This is a genomic window from Runella sp. (genome assembly GCF_027484545.1).
GTDB lineage: Bacteria > Bacteroidota > Bacteroidia > Cytophagales > Spirosomataceae > Runella.
This window is the reverse complement of sequence record NZ_JAIXST010000346.1, coordinates 42,428-59,420: the sequence shown is the minus strand read 5'-3', so window position 1 is coordinate 59,420 and position 16,993 is coordinate 42,428. Positions and strand designations below refer to the sequence as shown.

Below are 16,993 nucleotides of genomic sequence, written 5' to 3'. Positions count from 1 at the left end.
GCAAAAATAGGGAATCATTCTCTATATTTGTTCAACTATTTGGAGAATCCTAATCGTTGCTGTCTCATGATTATTCCACTTCACATTCCCATCCGCGAGCAATTCACCGACACTGAATTGGCAACGTTTTGTCTATCAAACCCTGATTTAAGGGTAGAACGAGATGAATTTGGTCAACTATTTATCAATATGTCTCCTACTCATTTACTTACAAGCTCTAATAACAGTGAACTCAATGGCGAATTTGTTATCTGGAATCGACGTACCAAAGCGGGGAAAGTCATCGATTCCAATGGAGGGTTTTTCTTAGCCGATAAATCCATGCGTGCGCCTGATGTGGCTTGGATTCATAAAGAGCATTGGAATCAATTATCAACGGCAGAAAAAAAATCGTTTCCCTATTTGGCCCCTGATTTTGTATTGGAACTGGAGTCTGATACGGATAATTTGGAAGATTTAAAGCAAAAAATGGTGAAGTGGATTTCAAATGGCGTACGATTGGGCTGGCTGGTGTCAATGAGTGAGCAACAAACCTATATTTTTCGACCCAATTTGGTTCCTGAAACCAAACCATTTGCTGAAAAATTAGTAGGAGAAGATGTTCTGATAGATTTTGAAGTGGTATTGATTGATATTTTAGAAATGGAGTAATGATGAAAAAATGAGTTATCGGTTACTATAAACTATAAACCTTGAAAATCTCCCTTATTGTAGCTGCTGCCCAAAACGGTGTTATTGGCCGTGATAATCAACTGATTTGGCGTTTACCCGATGATTTGAAACAATTCAAACGCCTCACAACGGGCCATCCCATCATTATGGGGCGCAAGACGTTTGATTCCATTGGGAAGCCTCTGCCTAACCGTACTTCAATTGTCATTACTCGGAGCAAAGAGTGGTGTATGGAAGGAGTATTGGTTGTAAATTCAATAGAGGAAGCTGTGGAAGTAGCCCAAAAAACGGATACAGAAGAAGTCTTTGTGATAGGAGGGGCCGAAATTTACCGACTTACGCTACCTATTGCTGATAAAATTTATTTGACGGAGGTACGGGCTGATTTTGAGGGCGACGCTTACTTTACCATTCCTGATATTGAATATTGGCAGGAAGAAAGCCGCCTTCACCACACAAGTGACGAAAAACACGCAATAGCATTTGATTTTGTGGAATTAGTTCGTAAATAGCATATACCTAACCTTAGTCACGGACAGACGGTTCGTATCTTTTTCATGAAAAAAATCCTGCGTCTTATAGCGTTTGCGCTTCTTCTGCTAATTGTCGTTTTGTTATTCAATACGTTTCGGATTTCGTCTAAACAGATGCTTGGTGTTACCCCTGCTGCGGCTCTGACCATCAGTGATTCAGCCATTGTCCATTTATCCGACGCGGTTAAAATTCGAACCGTTTCTTTTGAAGATCTGTCGCTGATGGATAGTACTCAGTTCGAGAAATTTGTGGGCTATTTGGCCAAAACCTATCCTTTGGTTCATAGCCGTTTGAAATTTGAGCGTGTTAATACGTATGGGCTATTGTATCAGTGGAATGGGAAAAATACTTCTTTGAAACCCGCCCTTTTAATGGGTCATTATGATGTAGTACCCATGGTACAGGGCACCGAAAAAATGTGGAAGCACCAACCTTTTGCGGGCGATATTGCCGAGGGATTTGTGTATGGGCGTGGCACGCTCGATGATAAAGTGACAGTAATTGGGGTTTTGGAAGCAGTAGAGTATTTGTTGAAGCAAAATTACCAACCCAATCGTACTTTTTATTTGGCTTTCGGGCACGATGAGGAGATTTCGGGACGATACGGGGCACAACAGATAGCCGCTTTACTTGAAAGCCGTAAAGTTCAATTGGAATATGTCATGGACGAAGGCGGTACCATCAAAACAGATGGTGTTTCGGGAATCAATAAATCCATCGCGCTGATTGGGGTAGCCGAAAAAGGATATACAACATTGCAATTGACTTCCATGGGAGAGGGTGGACACTCATCTATGCCGCCCCCACAAACTAGTATCGGAATGTTAGCCGAAGCGATTGACAAGTTGCAAAAGAAACCGTTCCCGGCTCGTTTGGAAGGAGGCGCGAGTTATTTACAAGACTATCTTGCCGATGAAATGCCTTTCGGAACCAAATTGGCCATGGCCAATCGCTGGTTATTGAAATCCGTCATTATCAATATTATGGCTAAAACCAATGCCGGAAATGCTATAATGAGAACAAGTATTGCTCCAACGGTAATTCATGCCGGAGTAAAAGATAATGTGTTGCCGGTGGAGGCCGTAGCCAAAATAAATTTTCGGATTTTACCCGGGGATTCGGTCAGGGGAGTGGAGGAGTATGTTAGAAAAGTAATTGATAACGACCGAATTAAAATAGAGGTTTTGAAACAATTTGATTCAGAGCCGTCTCCTGTTTCTGATACAGCTTCGGTAGGTTTTCGGACACTGCATAGAACCATTAAAAGTTGTTTCCCGGATGCTATCGTAGCACCCTATTTGGTCGTAGGGGCAACTGATGCACGGTATTACAGAAAAGTGTGCACCAATCTTTACCGTTTTATGCCCGTGCGGATGAATGAGGAAGATCTCAAACGCCCTCATGGGACTAATGAGCGAATCAGTATTGAGGATTTTAAGAATGTGGTAAAGTTTTATGTGGAGTTGGTCAAGGGAAGTTAATCAAGTATTCTAACCATGAAAATCAAATTTGCAATTTTCATGGTTAAAATAATCAAGAGATTTTTATTGTTGTTCCTCATTTACTGTCACCTCTACCCGTGGCGGAATTAAGCGATATAAAACGGGGGTTACAATCCGTGATAGCAAAGTAGAACTAATCAAACCGCCAATCAAAACCCAAGCCAAAGGAGAATAAAGCGGATTGCCTTCGATGGCGAGCGGAATCAAACCGCCAATCGCTGTGAGCGAAGTCAATACAATCGGGACAAAACGAATCTCGCCCGCTTCCTGAATGGCTTCAATGAGAGGTCGTCCTTCTTCTCGCAGTTGATTGGTAAAGTCAACAAGTAAGATGGAGTTTTTGACCTCAATTCCAATCAAAGCAATTAAGCCAATGACGGCGACAAAAGAAAGCGGATAGCCCACAATCCAAAGCATGGTAAAAGCTCCAATGATACCTAACGGAATCACGGAAAGTACAATCAATGAACTTTTGAAGGTTCCAAATTCCAAAATTAACACACCGAGGAAACCAAAGGCCGTAATCAAAATGATGGTACCTAAGCCGCCAAATGATTTCTCGCGAGCTTCCAGTTCTCCTGCTGCTTTATAACTGAAATCGTTCGGGAGTTTATATTTTTCAAGTTTGGCCAAAATCTCATTGTACACATTGTCAACTAAATAACCGCTTTTTACAAAAGCCGATATGGTCACAAAACGGTCACGGTCGAAGTGGCGAATTTGGTTGGTAGAAGTTTCAAATTGTATTTCAGCTATCTGTCGTAGAGGAATTGCTGGGCCTGTCAATGTGTTTACGTACAGGTTATTAAGAACCTCAGGTGTGGTGGTTCTCCCTTTCGGTAAAGTTACGTTAATGTTATAATCATCGCCCGTGGCATCTTTAAACGTGCCAATATTGAGCCCCGCAATGGCTAACCGAACGGTACGGTTGATGTCCGCTATTGACAGGCCCAAAAGACCCGCTTTTTCTTTATTGATTTTAACGCGTAAATCAGTTCGACGGGTGGTAAGTGGATTTTTAACATAAATCGTACCCGGTGTGTCTTTTAAGATTTTTTCCACATCGGCAGCTACGATGCGCAGTTTTTCGAGGTCTTCACCCAAAACCCGAATGGCTACTGGAGCTTCCGTGTTGGGCCCCTGTTCAAAATCCACTACTTCTACGTTGGCATTGGGTACGTAACGCAAGCGTTCGCGCAGTTGGTCGATAATTTTAATTTTTTCGGGAGGGTGAATCTCATCCTGAAGTTGCACAAAAACCTCGGCATAATTGCTTGACTCTGAACGCTCAATCACATTGTAATACATACGGGGAACGCCACGGCCAACACTCGTTGAAAAGTATTTGACTTCCGGATGGCGTTTCAACTCATTTTCAATAACGCGTGATACGCGGTTGGTTTCGGTCAGGCTACTTCCTTCCGGAGTTTCAAACGTAATCCGAAACATAGGTTTCTCTGATTTAGGAAACAAAGCAAAACCGATTTGTTTGGGAATAGTCAATGATGCCCCAAAAATCAATCCGGCAAATAAAAGCGTAGGCAAAGGGTGGCGTAAAGCCCAATTGAGCAAACGACTGTAGGAACCTGAAATCACTTTTTTCAATGCCCGTAAGAAGATATTCCCTTCTGGATTGTGATTGCTTTCCAATAAACGGCTACTCAAAAAAGGAACGATGGTAAGCGATACTAACATGGAGGCTACAATGGTCATCACCACCGCTGTAGGAAGGCTTCGAATAAAATCTCCCGATGCTTCGGGTAAAAACATGAGAGGTAAAAACGCTAATACTAAGGTTACTGTACAACCAATCACGGCCAACGTAATTTGTTTGGTTGCCTTGATAGCCGCATCTCTTTTGGAGAAACCATCCCGCATCCATCGCTCAATGTTTTCAACCACCACAATAGAGTCATCCACTAAAATCCCCAAAGCCACGATTAAGCCTACTACACTCAACTGATTGATGCTGTAACCCAGATAGTTGACAGCTGTAAGTCCAATGGCAAGCGACAGCGGAATAGAAATCATTACTACCAAGGCAGCTCTTAATCCGAGCGGTAGCAATGTAAGCGCAACCAACAAGATAGCAATTCCGAAATCTTTGGCAAAACGACTTAAACGCTTGTCCACACTTACCGATTGGTCAAAATATTTTATCATTTTGATGTGCTTCGGCATCGTCTTTTCAAATTCCGTTAGACTGAGATTCAGTTTTGTTCCCGTTTCGGTAATGTTTTTTCCCGTTTTTTGGGCAGCAACTACCAGTACAGCCCGTCGGCCATTGAGGCGAGTAAGATTTGTTTCTTCTTCGTAGTTAAAATCAACCTCAGCTATATCTCGTAAGTAAATGATTTTCTGGCCGTTGGTCGAAACTATGGTGTTACGCATTTGCTCCAGCGACTCATAATCACCACTGGTTTTTACGTTAAATCTTCTTGCACCTTCCTGTACGCTTCCCGCAGGAATATTAAGATTTTCAGCCTGTAATGCGCCCAGTACTCGATTGATGGCAATGCCTTCCTGCGCCATTTTTTCAACGTTGAGCGAAATTCGTACGTTTTCTTTGGGAAAACCGTAGTCTTTGACGCCTCGCAGGTCTTTATTCTTCTCCAGAACCTTCCGCAATTTTTCAGAATAATCAGCCATTTCTTTGTAAGAGGCTACTTCTGAGACCAAGGCAACTTGTACAATATTTACCAATCCAGGGTCAAACTGAAAATAGTGAATATCGAAAATGTCGGTAGGTAAAATACCTCGTATGGAGTTTACTTCGCGGGCGATTTCCTGCTTTTTTTCATCGTTGTCCACTGAATAGTCGTATTCCAGCATAAATACAGCCAAGCCGTCGTCGATGGTTGTACGAATATTTCTAACGTCTTTTAATTCGTTTAGGCGTTTTTCAACGGGGTCAACCACCAATTCTTCCATGTCTTTGGGGTCGGTGCCCGGATAGATAACAGAGATAATAAAAGTGGGAGCCTCAAAGGTTGGATCTTCGGCGCGTGGCATTTTAAAAAGAGAGTTGAGCCCCAAGGCGACCACACCCACAAACATCACCAGCATAAACTGCCAGTTTTTGACGGAAAATTCTGATAAATTCATTTTGAAAGAATGATTAGATTATTTTACCACCACAGAAGAAGTCTCGGTCAAAAAAGCACTTCCTGAAGTAATTACCTCCGATACGTTATTTAACCCATTTGTTACCAATACTTTATCTCCGTCAACGAAGCCAATTTGAATGGGCATTCGTTTTACTTTTTTCCGTGAATCATCCAAGACGTATACAAAAGCATCCTTTCCGTTTCCTTCTACAATCGCCTCAATGGGTACCATGGTATAATTGCGATTTTGTACAGGTTTCAGTTCCACTTTGGCAAATAGACCGGAGGCAAACCGCTTTCCATTAGAACCGATCCGGACTTCAATTTCGTAGAGCTTGTTCATCGGGTCGGCAGCGGGCGCTAACTTAGTAACGCTGCCTGTAAACGTTTCGGTAGGGTAGGCGTCTAAGGTGACCGTAGCTTTATCACCCACTTTGAGCCGCGCCCAGTCTTTATCCGATACCCCGATCCGCACGACCCAGTCGCTCTGGCGATTGGAAGTTAAAAACAAAATCGGGGTGCCTGGTCCAGTCAATTCTCCTTCATTGGCCATTTTTTTGATGACATTTCCATCAATCGGTGAAGTGATTTGGGCGTAGGAACGGTTGAATTGAGCAATTTGTAAATTCTGTTTAGCTACGTCAAAACCGGTCGTTGCATTTTGCATTTGTTCAAGGGTAGCGGCAGTATCTTTGTACATACTTTCCACTCGCTTAAAATCACGTTCGGCCTTTTCAACGCTGTATTTTGACTGACTGACCTGAGCGTCAATTTCAGTCATGTTTAATGAAGCCAATACCTGACCTTTACGTACTTTCTGACCTTCTTTTACGTGAATACTTTGAATAATGCCACCGATTTTAAAAGACAGTTTAGCTTCTTCTGATGAGGCCATCAATCCAGAAGCTACAATGCTTTCAGAGCGATTAACCGATTCTATTTTGGATAATTGGACTGGGATTAACGTTTCTTCGGCGGAAGATGCCGTTTCCTGTTTTTTAGTTTCTTTTTCGCCGCAAGCAGTGACGAGAGCGGCGATGAATAAAAAGAAAATGTATCGTTTCATGTGTTTAAAAATTTAAAACTGACTTTTATTTTACGGCTACGACTTTATCCAAAAGTGATTGTTTTATCATTACATCAAACTGAGCCAATGATTGCTGCAATTGCGCATTGAGCAATTCATTTTGCGCTCGAACATATTCAATCAAGAGTACGTTACCATTGCGGTAACGACTGTCAACAACCTTGAAATATTGCTCGGCTTTAATCACTCCGTCGGCCAAGGATTTTAATGATTCACGAGAAGCTTGCAGTTCATAGAATGCCTGTGTGGTTTGCAATTCGATCTGTTTTTCCACTTCCAATTTTTTGGTGCGCAGCTGCTCAGTTTGAATTTTGGACTGCTGAACTTTTGATTTTCGTTCATACCCTTTAAACAAATCCCATTGCAACCCGATTTGGGCTACCAAATAAGCCTGTCCTGAGAATGTATAACCGAAGCCCTGAAAACCGGTATTTCCACCAATGAAAAGTGAAGGTCTTTTAGCTGCTTTTTCGTTAAGAGTAACAGCCGTTTGTGAAGCTAAAATAGACTGGTCTATTTGCTTGAGTTCTTGACGATTCGAAATGGCGTTTTGTGCTAAGCTTGTTAAATCGCCAACATTAGTTGCGCTTTTAGTAAGGGTAGAATCCACCTGAATAGGAACACTTAAGTCTTTGTTCAACAGGAAATTAAAGTAAGCTTTTGCAATTTCACGGTTCTTTTCAGTAACCGTTATCTGTTGTTCCAATTTACTGACCTCATATTCTGCCCCAAAAACTGCATCTTTGGTAATCACATTATTGGCTACTAATTTTTGATTAAGTCGTACCAACTCACGAAGGGTTTTTTGAGCATTGGCGTAGATTTTCAATCCCTCCAATGTTTGCATGTATTGGTAATAAGCCCCTTCAATGTTGTAGCGCAGTTCGTTTTCTACCACTCGCTTTTTAGCTTCCTGCGCACTTAACAGCGTCTTTTGAATCAGGTAGTTGTACTGAATTTCAGGATTGTAAATCGCGTACTGGACAGTAAATTTAGTGTCGTGAAAATTGTTGGGAGCCAGTAGTTGATTTACGTTATCAATTTGAGGAAAGTTACTTGTTTTTGTAAGCTGATTGAGCGTGCTGTAAACGGGATTAAGTAAATCTCCAACAGGAAACTCCAAACGTCGTCCGCCTGCCGCCAGTGAATAGGTAGGATTAAAGGCGATTTTAGGGTAAAATAAAGCCCTGGCCTGCTGGATTATTTCCATGGACTTCGTAATTTCAAACCCTTCCTGTTTAAGAGCGAGATTGTTTTGTAGACCTTCCTGAACATAAGCATCCAGAATGGCTGATTGTTGTGCCGTTGCCCCAAATCCACTGAGCAGCAATAGCAGTAGGTAATAGTATCTAATCATGTCTTATTTAATAAACAGTGTTCAAAAATTAGTCAAAAAAAGGGGCTGCTAATTGAAGATTGATGAGTGAGTTTTCATAGTTATTAGGCGTTTATGTGTTGATAATCAGAGTAGTAATTGCTATTAATAAGCACAATGGCGAATAATAACGGCTATCCATTTGTCCGAATGTCGTATCCTTTATTCTTTTAAAAAATCCAATGTATCTAAATTCACCAATGGCTCTTAACAGGAAAATAAATACAATCCCAAAAGTGGCATAGGTAACATAGTTTTTAGTTATCCAGACAAGTGGGAATACTTGGGCATTCATTCCAATAATCCAGACAAAGACTAAAAATCCAACAGCTACTACCAACGTTTCAAAGAAACTTGGTTTAAAAAGGGGAGTGCTAGCAGCATTACTTTTAGTTGGAATGGTAAAGTTTCCCCATTTTTTGCCCCTAAAAGCCCAATAAAAGTGTAAGATTGAAATACTTACAAAAATCAAAATCAGTATCATAGCGAGAAATAAAATCATGGCTGATTGGTTTGATTCACAAAGACTCTTTTATCATTTTACTGAAAAGTGTAAACGACTGTTGCATTCGTTGTATTTGCTGATCATCCTGAAACATACTCATTCTGTTTTTAAGATAAATGGTAACTAAACCGTGCATATAAGCCCAAACAGTCATGGCAGAAATCTCAATATCTGTATTTTTTAAATAGCCTATGTTGACACACTCCTGAATGACCCATTTAAGTAATCCAAACGATTTTAAGCCATCCTCCCACAATTCGTCTCGGCAGGCTAATGTTTCCATAGGAGCAGTCATGATAAACATCAAATCGTATAATTCAGGATTCTCCACTGCATACTTGATGTAACGATGCCCCATTTCAATCAATCGTTCAAACGGGTCTTTAACGCTTCTAACGCCACCTAATTCCTCCATGAATTTCAAAAATGCCTCTTCGTGCAAGGCAAAAAACAACTCGTTTTTGTCTTTATAGTATAGATAAATGGTGGCTGGACTATATTCTATGGCATCAGCAATATTGCGGATACTGGTTTTTTCGTACCCTTGTTCTAAAAAAAGTTTGCGGGCAGCAGTCAAAATAAGCCGCCGCATATCTTCTTTCTCTCTCTCTTTCCTCTCTAAAATTCCCATTGTTGTATACAGACGTACTTTAGTCGATTTTTGTGAACGATGCAAATTTACTAAACAGTGTTTAGTAAACAAGAGATGTTTATTTATTTTTTATAAATGGGACAAAATAAATGATAGACGGAGTGTTTATCTACTAAAACAATTTTCCGTTAAGAAGTTTGTAGAAACGCATTTTTTCACGATAATCCTTTGTATATTGCGCAAACCTAAAAACCCCTCGTATCGGTATGGGTAGGAAAGTCTTAATACTAAATCAAGATTACTCCGCGTTGAGCATTTGCTCCGTCCCCAAAGCCTTCTTGCTGGTGTATCTCAACAAGGCTGAATTGGTTGCCGAGTCTTCTGCGTATTATCTACGCACAGTAAGCAGTGTATTCCCAATGCCAACGGTGATTCGACTGCACCGTTACATTAACTTGCCTTACAAAGGCGTAATGATGACACGGCAGAATATTTTTAAGCGAGATAATCACCGCTGTGTTTATTGCGGAACTCACGAAGATCTCACACTTGATCATGTCATGCCAAAGTCCCGCGGAGGGCGAACAAGTTGGGAAAATCTCGCAACTGCCTGTAAACGTTGCAATACGCGTAAAGGAGATTGTACTCCGGAAGAAGCTTCGATGCCTATGCGGCAACGTCCTTTTAAACCCTCGTTTATTTTATTTATGCGTGAATATTCGGGTACTACCGAAGAATCGTGGATGCCTTTTTTGGCAAAAAGAGAAAAGGCGTACTAAAAAAAATTGCTTTTTTTTGTAGAAACTTCTACCTTTGCAATCCGTTTTGCAAGGGGCGGGATTTGTTTCACTAAATTTCAGTCTATTTGCCTGAAGACTGATGTAAGAAAAGGCAATTTCACAACTATATTATGAGTAAAACTCAATTAGCTGATTTTGATTGGGACAGAGTCGATAATCGCGGCTTTGGTAGTGGCTATTCTGCTTCTGAAAAAGCCCAATTGGAACAATTGATCAACGGGACTATCTCACCCGTCGCCGAAAAAGAGGTCGTAAAAGGAGTCGTGGTCGGTATGAATGACCGCGAAGTGATTTTGAATATTGGTTCAAAATCAGACGGTATCGTACCGCGTTCAGAATTTCGTGATTTGACGGATCTGAAAATCGGCGACGAAATTGAAGTATATATTGAAAATCAAGAAGACCCTAACGGTCAATTGATACTTTCTCGTAAGAAAGCGCGCGTAATTACGGCATGGGATAACATCCAAAAATCATTTGATCATGATTTAGTGATTGATGGTTTTGTGAAACGTCGTACGAAAGGCGGTCTTATTGTTGATATCTACAGCATTGAAGCTTTCTTGCCGGGTTCACAAATTGACGTGAAGCCTATTCGCGACTTTGATGTGTTTGTAGGTAAGAAGATGGAAGTAAAAGTAGTGAAAATTAACCATGCTAATAATAACGTGGTTGTTTCTCATAAAATTCTTATTGAAAAAGACCTTGAAGCACAACGCCAACAAATTCTTACTAATTTGGAACGCGGTCAGGTATTGGAAGGTGTTATCAAAAACATGACCAAATTTGGGGTGTTTATTGACTTAGGCGGTGTTGATGGTTTATTGCACATTACTGATATTTCTTGGGGACGTATCAACGATCCTTCGGATTTGTTAAGCCTTGACCAAAAAATCAACGTCGTAGTTTTGGATTTTGACGAAGATAAAAAACGTATTTCACTTGGTATGAAGCAATTGCAGGCTCATCCTTGGGAAGCACTTGCATCAGAAATCGAAATCGGCTCTAAAGTAAAAGGTAAAGTAGTTAACGTAGCAGATTACGGCGCTTTCCTTGAAATTATGCCGGGTGTAGAAGGACTCATTCACGTTTCGGAAATGTCTTGGTCACAACATTTACGCAATCCTCAGGACTTCCTGAAAATTGGTGATGAAGTAGAGGCCGTTGTATTAACATTAGATCGTAACGAACGTAAAATGTCGTTAGGATTGAAACAACTGACTGCTGATCCTTGGACACGTCAGGAAATCATTGATAAATACGCTGTTGGTACTAAACATAAAGGTATTGTTCGTAATCTTACTAACTTTGGTCTTTTCCTTGAATTAGAAGAAGGTATTGACGGTTTGGTTCACGTATCGGATCTTTCATGGACTAAAAAAATCAAACACCCAAGCGATTTTATTAAAGTAGGCGAGGAACTTGAAGTAATGGTTCTTGAATTAGACGCAGATAACCGTCGTCTTTCTTTAAGCCATAAGCACTTGGAAGAAAATCCTTGGGATACTTTTGAAAGCATCTTCGCTGTAGGTTCAGTGCATAAGTGTACTGTTGTTGGTAAAGGCGATAAGGTTGCCACTCTTGAATTACCTTACGGAATTGAAGGAGTTGCTATTTTGAAAAACTTAGCCAAAGAAGATGGTACGGTTGCTGAAGTAGGCGAGTCGCTTGATTTTAAAGTAACTGAATTCTTAAAAGAAGAAAAACGTATTGTTCTTTCTCATGTCAAAACTTGGCAGGAAAAAGAAGAGCCCAAAGTTGAAGAAAAAGCTAAACCTGCTAAAGTAGAAAAACCTAAAGATGCTGAAAAAGCTACTTTGGGTGATTTAGAAGCACTTTCGGCTTTAAAAGAACAATTGGAAGAAGGCGAAAAGAAGAAAAAAGCTGCCGCTACAAAGAAAGTTACAAAAGAGGCAGAAGCAGAGTAACAGAACTAAAATAAACTGTTATATTTGCACGTGGATGTTAGTTTGTAGGTTTGTTAGAATATTTTCAGACAACCAAAACATACTAACATCCAACTAATAAAAAGGTCCTGTGGCCGAGTGGCTAGGCAGAGCTCTGCAAAAGCTCGTACAGCGGTTCGAATCCGCTCGGGACCTCTTATTGCAAATTTATTTTCTAAGAAAAATACCATTCAGCCATGATAAGTTTTAACATGCTGAATGGTATTTTTTGTTTTTAATCCGGCCATTTTCAATCAAATAATGCTATATTCTATGCTTCACAATTACTTCTAAGCTTAATTAGAAAAAATCTAAATAATTAAATTATTGCAAATTAAGGATAGAAATGCTTTGGCACGTATGTAATCGTGCATTACTTTTGTGCGGTCAAGAAGTATCACGTTTTTGTTAATTTATACACAAATGAGGAGTTGTTTATTTTTCAAAGAAATGCGTAACATTAGTCGACTATTTGTCATAGCCCTTTTAGCTATGATAAGCCTAAGTAAGGCAATAGCTCAAGATGGCGATGCAGCAAGCGGCGAAACGCTGTTTAATAATAATTGTAAAGCTTGTCACTCTCCCAAAGATGAGGTAGTCGTTGGTCCCGGATTAAAAGGTATTCAACAGCGCCGTGATTTAGCTTGGATAGTAAAATGGGTGAAAAATCCCAATGGCGTTATTCAGGCAGGAGATGAGTATGCAGTTGCTTTGTACAACAAATTCAATAAAGCACAAATGACTGCTTTCCCCGCATTTGGAGACAAAGAGGTGAAAGACATTTTGGCATATATTGAAAAAGCAAATACTGCAGTCGCTGCTGCACCGGCCGGTGCAACTAATACCGCTCAAGCAGTTTCCGGTGGTTCAGGCCCATCTGATTTGTTTACTTACATTTTAGTTGCCTTATTATTGGTAATGCTGTTAGTATTGGGAGTATTGTTAGCAATCGTTTCGATTTTGTCTAAAGCGGTCAGTGGGGACGTATCTTCCAGTGAAGGCACTTCCATGGGCGACAAACTTAGAAACGGATTGGTTGCTTTCAGTAAAAACTCAGCCGTTCGCAGTGCCACAGTTTGGTTTTTCATTCTTATGGTGACTAAAGCCACCATTGATGGAATGTACGGAATAGGAGTACAGCAGGGATATGCGCCTAAGCAGCCTATTGCTTTTTCTCATAAACTTCATGCAGGTCAATATAAGGTAGATTGTAATTATTGCCATACGGGTGTAAATCGTGGCAAATCAGCTACCATTCCATCGGCGAATATTTGCATGAATTGCCATGGCGTTATCAAAAAAGAATCTCCTGAAATCCAAAAAATTTACACTGCAATTGAGAAAAACCAACCAATTGAATGGGTTCGTATTCACAATTTGCCTGATTTAGCTTATTTTAATCACGCCCAACACGTAAATGTAGGTGGTGTACAGTGTCAACAATGTCATGGTGAAATTCAAACCATGGAAGTAGTAGAACAACGTTCTTCATTAACGATGGGATGGTGTATTGATTGTCACCGTAAGACAGATGTAAATACGAAAGGCAATGCCTATTATGATAAGCTTACTGCACTTCATGCAAAGAAAAGCAAAGAGCCTTTGAAAGTAGCTGACATTGGCGGGTTAGAATGTTCAAAGTGTCACTATTAGAAAATTTAAGAATCCAGAATCTACATTCATAAATATATGGAAAACCAAACGAAGAGGTATTGGAAAGGATTGGAGGAGCTTCGGAATGATGAGACTTTTATAAAAAATGCACATAACGAATTTGGCAGCTTTGAGCCAACGGATTCCGGCAGTAACAAGAGTATCGTAGACGGAACAGGTTCAGACCGTCGGGATTTCTTAAAAGTGTTGGGATTTGGAGTTGCTGCTGTATCGTTAGCTGCTTGTGATGCTCCCGTAAAAAAGTCAGTTCCTTATCTTAACAAACCTATAGATACTTTCCCTTCTATTGCGGATTGGTATGCTTCTACCTACGCTGAAGGCGGCGACTATGCCAGTATTTTGGTAAAAACGCGCGAAGGGCGTCCTATCAAGATTGAAGGTAATAAGCAATCAAGCATTAGCAAAGGAGGAGTAAGTGCAAGGGCGCATGCTTCTTTATTGGCTTTATATGATGCTGAGAAGTTAAAAGGTCCTAAAAAAGGCGAAGTTGATGCTGATTGGGATGTGATTGATAAAGAAATCACTACGCAGTTAGCGTCAATTGCAGGTAAAGGAGGACAGATTCGTATCGTATCTTCAACGATTTTGAGTCCTTCCACAAAAGCCGTAATTTCTGATTTTACTGCTAAATACCCTACTACTAAGCACGTCATGTACGATGCTAACTCAGTAGCCGGTTTGGTAAAAGCAAACGGAGACGCGTTTGGTAAAGCTGTAGTTCCGTCTTATGACTTTAGTAAAGCAAAGGTCGTAGTAGGAGTAAGCTGTGATTTTCTGGGTACTTGGATTTCGCCTGAGGTATTTGCTCAGCAATATGTACAAGGACGTAAACTAAGCAGTGCTAAAGGTGGTAAAAGAGATATGTTGCGTCATTATCAGTTTGAGACAGCATTGTCGCTTACCGGTTCAAATGCCGATTATCGCACTGCTATAAAACCTTCACAGGAAGGATTGATAGCTCTGACACTCTATAATAAAGTAACGGGCAAAGCTGCGGCATCTTTAGGTGCGGATGTTGATAAAATGCTTGAAAAAGCAGCTAAAGATTTGAAAGCTGCGCAAGGGGCAGCGGTAGTAGTGTCAGGTTCTAATGACCCTAACGTTCAAATTGTAGTGAATGCACTTAATGAAGCGTTGGGCTCTTACGGATCTACAATTGATTTAAATACACCGGTTAATTTCCGTCAAGGCAATGACTTGGCAATGAATGAATTGATTGATGGTGTAAAATCTGGTTCTGTCAGCGCAGTTGTATTTTATGGTTGTAACCCTGTTTATGATCACCCACGCGGTGCAGAATTAAAGGACGGACTCTCCAAATCGGCTCTTTCGGTTTCTTTTGCCGATCGTTCAGACGAAACGTCTTCCCTTTGCAAATACATTGCTCCTGCCCCTCATTACTTAGAATCTTGGGGTGATGCCGAGCCTAAAGCTGGTTTTTATAGCTTACAACAACCCGCTATTTCGTTGATATTTAAAACACGTCAAGCGCAGTCAAGCCTTTTAAAATGGGCAGGTTTGAGCAGTGATTTTTATGCATATCTCCGTAATTACTGGAAAACTAATATTATAACAGGGGCTGATTTTGAAGGTGCCTGGACAAAGGCATTACATGATGGTGTCTTAGAAAAAGGTGCAGCAGTTGCCGGTAGCAGCGTGAGTGGTACCGCAGGGGTTGATGGCGCAATTGCTACCATTAATAGTACTTATAAAGCAAATGCAACGGCACTTGAGGTAGTGCTTTATGAAAAAGTAGGAATGGGTACGGGTGCATTAGCCAACAACCCATGGTTACAAGAGTTCCCTGAGCCAATAACCAAAGCTTGTTGGGATAATTATGCAAGCATATCTCAGAAAACCGCTAAAGAACTTGGGCTTGCTCAAGATGATGTGGTAAAAGTAGAAATAAAAGGCAAGTCGGTGGAATTACCTGTAATTGTACAGCCTGGTCAAGCAAATGGCACTGTTGCCATTGCAATTGGGTATGGTCGTGAAAAAGCCGGTAAAGCTGGAAATGGAGTAGGGGTAAATGTTTATCCACTGGCTCAATTCAAAGGCGGATTTGTGAATTTTAGTGCTGGTGACGGGACATTATCTAAAACGGGTGAGACTCGTAAAATAGCCCAAACACAAACGCACGATACTGTAATGGGCAGAAAAGCAGTATTGCAGGAAGCTCGTTTGGCGGAATATCAAAAAGATACGAAAGCAGGACGCTATTTCCCGCATGTGGTTACTTCTGAAGGCTTAAAAAGTCCAGGCGAAATTTCATTGTGGAATGGCTATGAAAAGCCTAACCACTCATGGGGAATGGCTATTGACTTAAATTCGTGCACAGGTTGTGGTGCGTGCGTAATTAGTTGTCAGGTTGAAAATAACGTTTCTGTTGTAGGCCGCCAGGAAGTGATTAACCGTCGCGAAATGCACTGGATTCGTATTGACCGCTACTATAGCAGTGATGCGGTTGAAGACCTAAAAGCATTGGAAATCGCTTCTGAAAATCCCGAAGTAACTTTCCAGCCATTGATGTGCCAACATTGTGGTAATGCTCCTTGCGAAACAGTATGTCCTGTATTAGCTACAACTCACAGCACAGAAGGACTTAACCAAATGGCTTATAACCGTTGTGTGGGTACTCGCTATTGTGCCAATAACTGCCCTTATAAAGTACGTCGTTTCAATTGGTTTAAATATTTTGATAATGATAATTTCGATTATCATTACAATAATGACCTTGGCAAAATGGTCATTAACCCTGATGTAACAGTACGTTCACGCGGAGTTATTGAAAAATGCTCAATGTGCGTGCAGCGTATTCAAGAGGGTAAATTGAATGCTAAAAAAGAACGTCGTCGTCCTGTTGATGGAGAGATTGTAACTGCTTGTGCTCAATCTTGTCCAACGGAAGCGATTGTATTTGGTGATATGAACGACCCTGAAAGCCGTCTTTCTAAATTATTGTCAGAAGAAAAAGAAGGACGTGCATTCCAAATGTTAGAAGAAATCAACGTAAAACCACAAATTTCTTATCTTGTTAAAATCCGTAACAAAGATGTGGACGCAAATCTTGTTAAAATCCGTAACAAAGATGTGGACGCAAAAGCGGCAACTGCCGAGTCTCATGCTGAACATGGAGGTCATTAAGAATTAGGTACAAGTTTGTGCGGTTCTCCGTTTTGATTGACAATTAATTAATAAA

Annotated in this window: 12 protein-coding genes and 1 tRNA gene; 8 read left to right on the top strand and 5 right to left on the bottom strand. The window is 40.7% G+C overall.

Going from position 1 to position 16,993, the window contains the following annotated elements; all coding sequences use genetic code 11:
* The 3 genes from Q0081_RS31015 to Q0081_RS31005 all read left to right on the top strand — a co-directional run.
* On the top strand, window positions 1-651 hold a 651-nt coding region (locus tag Q0081_RS31015; RefSeq protein WP_310586554.1), incomplete at its 5' end, for a Uma2 family endonuclease.
* A 41-nt stretch (window positions 652-692) separates the two neighbouring features.
* The gene (locus Q0081_RS31010) at window positions 693-1,184 is read left to right on the top strand and encodes a dihydrofolate reductase (RefSeq protein WP_298362873.1); all 492 of its coding nucleotides are present in this window, start codon (window positions 693-695) and stop codon (window positions 1,182-1,184) included.
* Between the two features lie 45 nt (window positions 1,185-1,229).
* Window positions 1,230-2,687 (top strand): M20 family peptidase, encoded by a 1,458-nt coding sequence (locus tag Q0081_RS31005; RefSeq protein WP_298362871.1) that lies wholly within the window; start codon window positions 1,230-1,232, stop codon window positions 2,685-2,687.
* A 63-nt stretch (window positions 2,688-2,750) separates the two neighbouring features.
* Here the strand turns inward: Q0081_RS31005 and Q0081_RS31000 are convergent, their stop codons facing one another.
* The 5 genes from Q0081_RS31000 to Q0081_RS30980 form a co-directional block, all read right to left on the bottom strand.
* Complete coding sequence (locus Q0081_RS31000) at window positions 2,751-5,813, bottom strand: efflux RND transporter permease subunit (RefSeq protein WP_298362869.1); 3,063 nt, start codon at window positions 5,811-5,813, stop codon at window positions 2,751-2,753.
* A gap of 18 nt (window positions 5,814-5,831) precedes the next feature.
* Window positions 5,832-6,881: an efflux RND transporter periplasmic adaptor subunit gene (locus tag Q0081_RS30995; RefSeq protein ID WP_298362865.1), complete on the bottom strand. Its 1,050-nt coding sequence runs from the start codon at window positions 6,879-6,881 to the stop codon at window positions 5,832-5,834.
* A gap of 25 nt (window positions 6,882-6,906) precedes the next feature.
* Window positions 6,907-8,259, bottom strand: a complete 1,353-nt coding sequence (locus tag Q0081_RS30990) for a TolC family protein (protein ID WP_298362863.1) — start codon at window positions 8,257-8,259, stop codon at window positions 6,907-6,909.
* A gap of 91 nt (window positions 8,260-8,350) precedes the next feature.
* Entirely contained in the window at window positions 8,351-8,779 is a 429-nt protein-coding gene (locus Q0081_RS30985; RefSeq protein ID WP_298362860.1) for a DUF3995 domain-containing protein, read from the bottom strand.
* A gap of 16 nt (window positions 8,780-8,795) precedes the next feature.
* A complete protein-coding gene (locus tag Q0081_RS30980; RefSeq protein ID WP_298362857.1) occupies window positions 8,796-9,413 on the bottom strand; it encodes a TetR/AcrR family transcriptional regulator in 618 nt (205 codons plus the stop codon).
* Window positions 9,414-9,640: 227 nt separating this feature from the next.
* On the opposite strand from Q0081_RS30980, the gene Q0081_RS30975 reads away from it, so the two are divergent.
* The 5 genes from Q0081_RS30975 (at window position 9,641) to Q0081_RS30955 (ending at window position 16,938) form a co-directional block, all read left to right on the top strand.
* Window positions 9,641-10,153: an HNH endonuclease gene (locus Q0081_RS30975; protein WP_298362854.1), complete on the top strand. Its 513-nt coding sequence runs from the start codon at window positions 9,641-9,643 to the stop codon at window positions 10,151-10,153.
* Between the two features lie 131 nt (window positions 10,154-10,284).
* A complete protein-coding gene (rpsA, locus tag Q0081_RS30970) occupies window positions 10,285-12,102 on the top strand; it encodes a 30S ribosomal protein S1 (RefSeq protein ID WP_298362851.1) in 1,818 nt (605 codons plus the stop codon).
* Window positions 12,103-12,205: 103 nt separating this feature from the next.
* Window positions 12,206-12,276: transfer RNA gene (locus Q0081_RS30965), tRNA-Cys, on the top strand.
* 336 nt (window positions 12,277-12,612) lie between these two features.
* Window positions 12,613-13,773 carry a c-type cytochrome gene (locus Q0081_RS30960; protein WP_298362848.1) on the top strand — a complete coding sequence of 387 codons (1,161 nt, stop codon included), beginning with the start codon at window positions 12,613-12,615 and terminating at the stop codon, window positions 13,771-13,773.
* A 36-nt stretch (window positions 13,774-13,809) separates the two neighbouring features.
* Window positions 13,810-16,938, top strand: a complete 3,129-nt coding sequence (locus tag Q0081_RS30955) for a TAT-variant-translocated molybdopterin oxidoreductase (RefSeq protein ID WP_298362845.1) — start codon at window positions 13,810-13,812, stop codon at window positions 16,936-16,938.
* The last annotated feature ends 55 nt before the right edge of the window (window positions 16,939-16,993 follow it).

Coding starts and splice junctions, on each gene's coding strand:
- Q0081_RS30975 (WP_298362854.1), top strand. CDS start 9,641: ATGGGTAGGAAAGTCTTAATACTAAATCAAGATTACTCCGCGTTGAGC.
- Q0081_RS30985 (WP_298362860.1), bottom strand. CDS start 8,779: ATGATTTTATTTCTCGCTATGATACTGATTTTGATTTTTGTAAGTATT.
- Q0081_RS31000 (WP_298362869.1), bottom strand. CDS start 5,813: ATGAATTTATCAGAATTTTCCGTCAAAAACTGGCAGTTTATGCTGGTG.
- Q0081_RS30995 (WP_298362865.1), bottom strand. CDS start 6,881: ATGAAACGATACATTTTCTTTTTATTCATCGCCGCTCTCGTCACTGCT.
- Q0081_RS30990 (WP_298362863.1), bottom strand. CDS start 8,259: ATGATTAGATACTATTACCTACTGCTATTGCTGCTCAGTGGATTTGGG.
- Q0081_RS31005 (WP_298362871.1), top strand. CDS start 1,230: ATGAAAAAAATCCTGCGTCTTATAGCGTTTGCGCTTCTTCTGCTAATT.
- Q0081_RS30960 (WP_298362848.1), top strand. CDS start 12,613: ATGATAAGCCTAAGTAAGGCAATAGCTCAAGATGGCGATGCAGCAAGC.
- Q0081_RS30955 (WP_298362845.1), top strand. CDS start 13,810: ATGGAAAACCAAACGAAGAGGTATTGGAAAGGATTGGAGGAGCTTCGG.
- Q0081_RS30980 (WP_298362857.1), bottom strand. CDS start 9,413: ATGGGAATTTTAGAGAGGAAAGAGAGAGAGAAAGAAGATATGCGGCGG.
- rpsA (WP_298362851.1), top strand. CDS start 10,285: ATGAGTAAAACTCAATTAGCTGATTTTGATTGGGACAGAGTCGATAAT.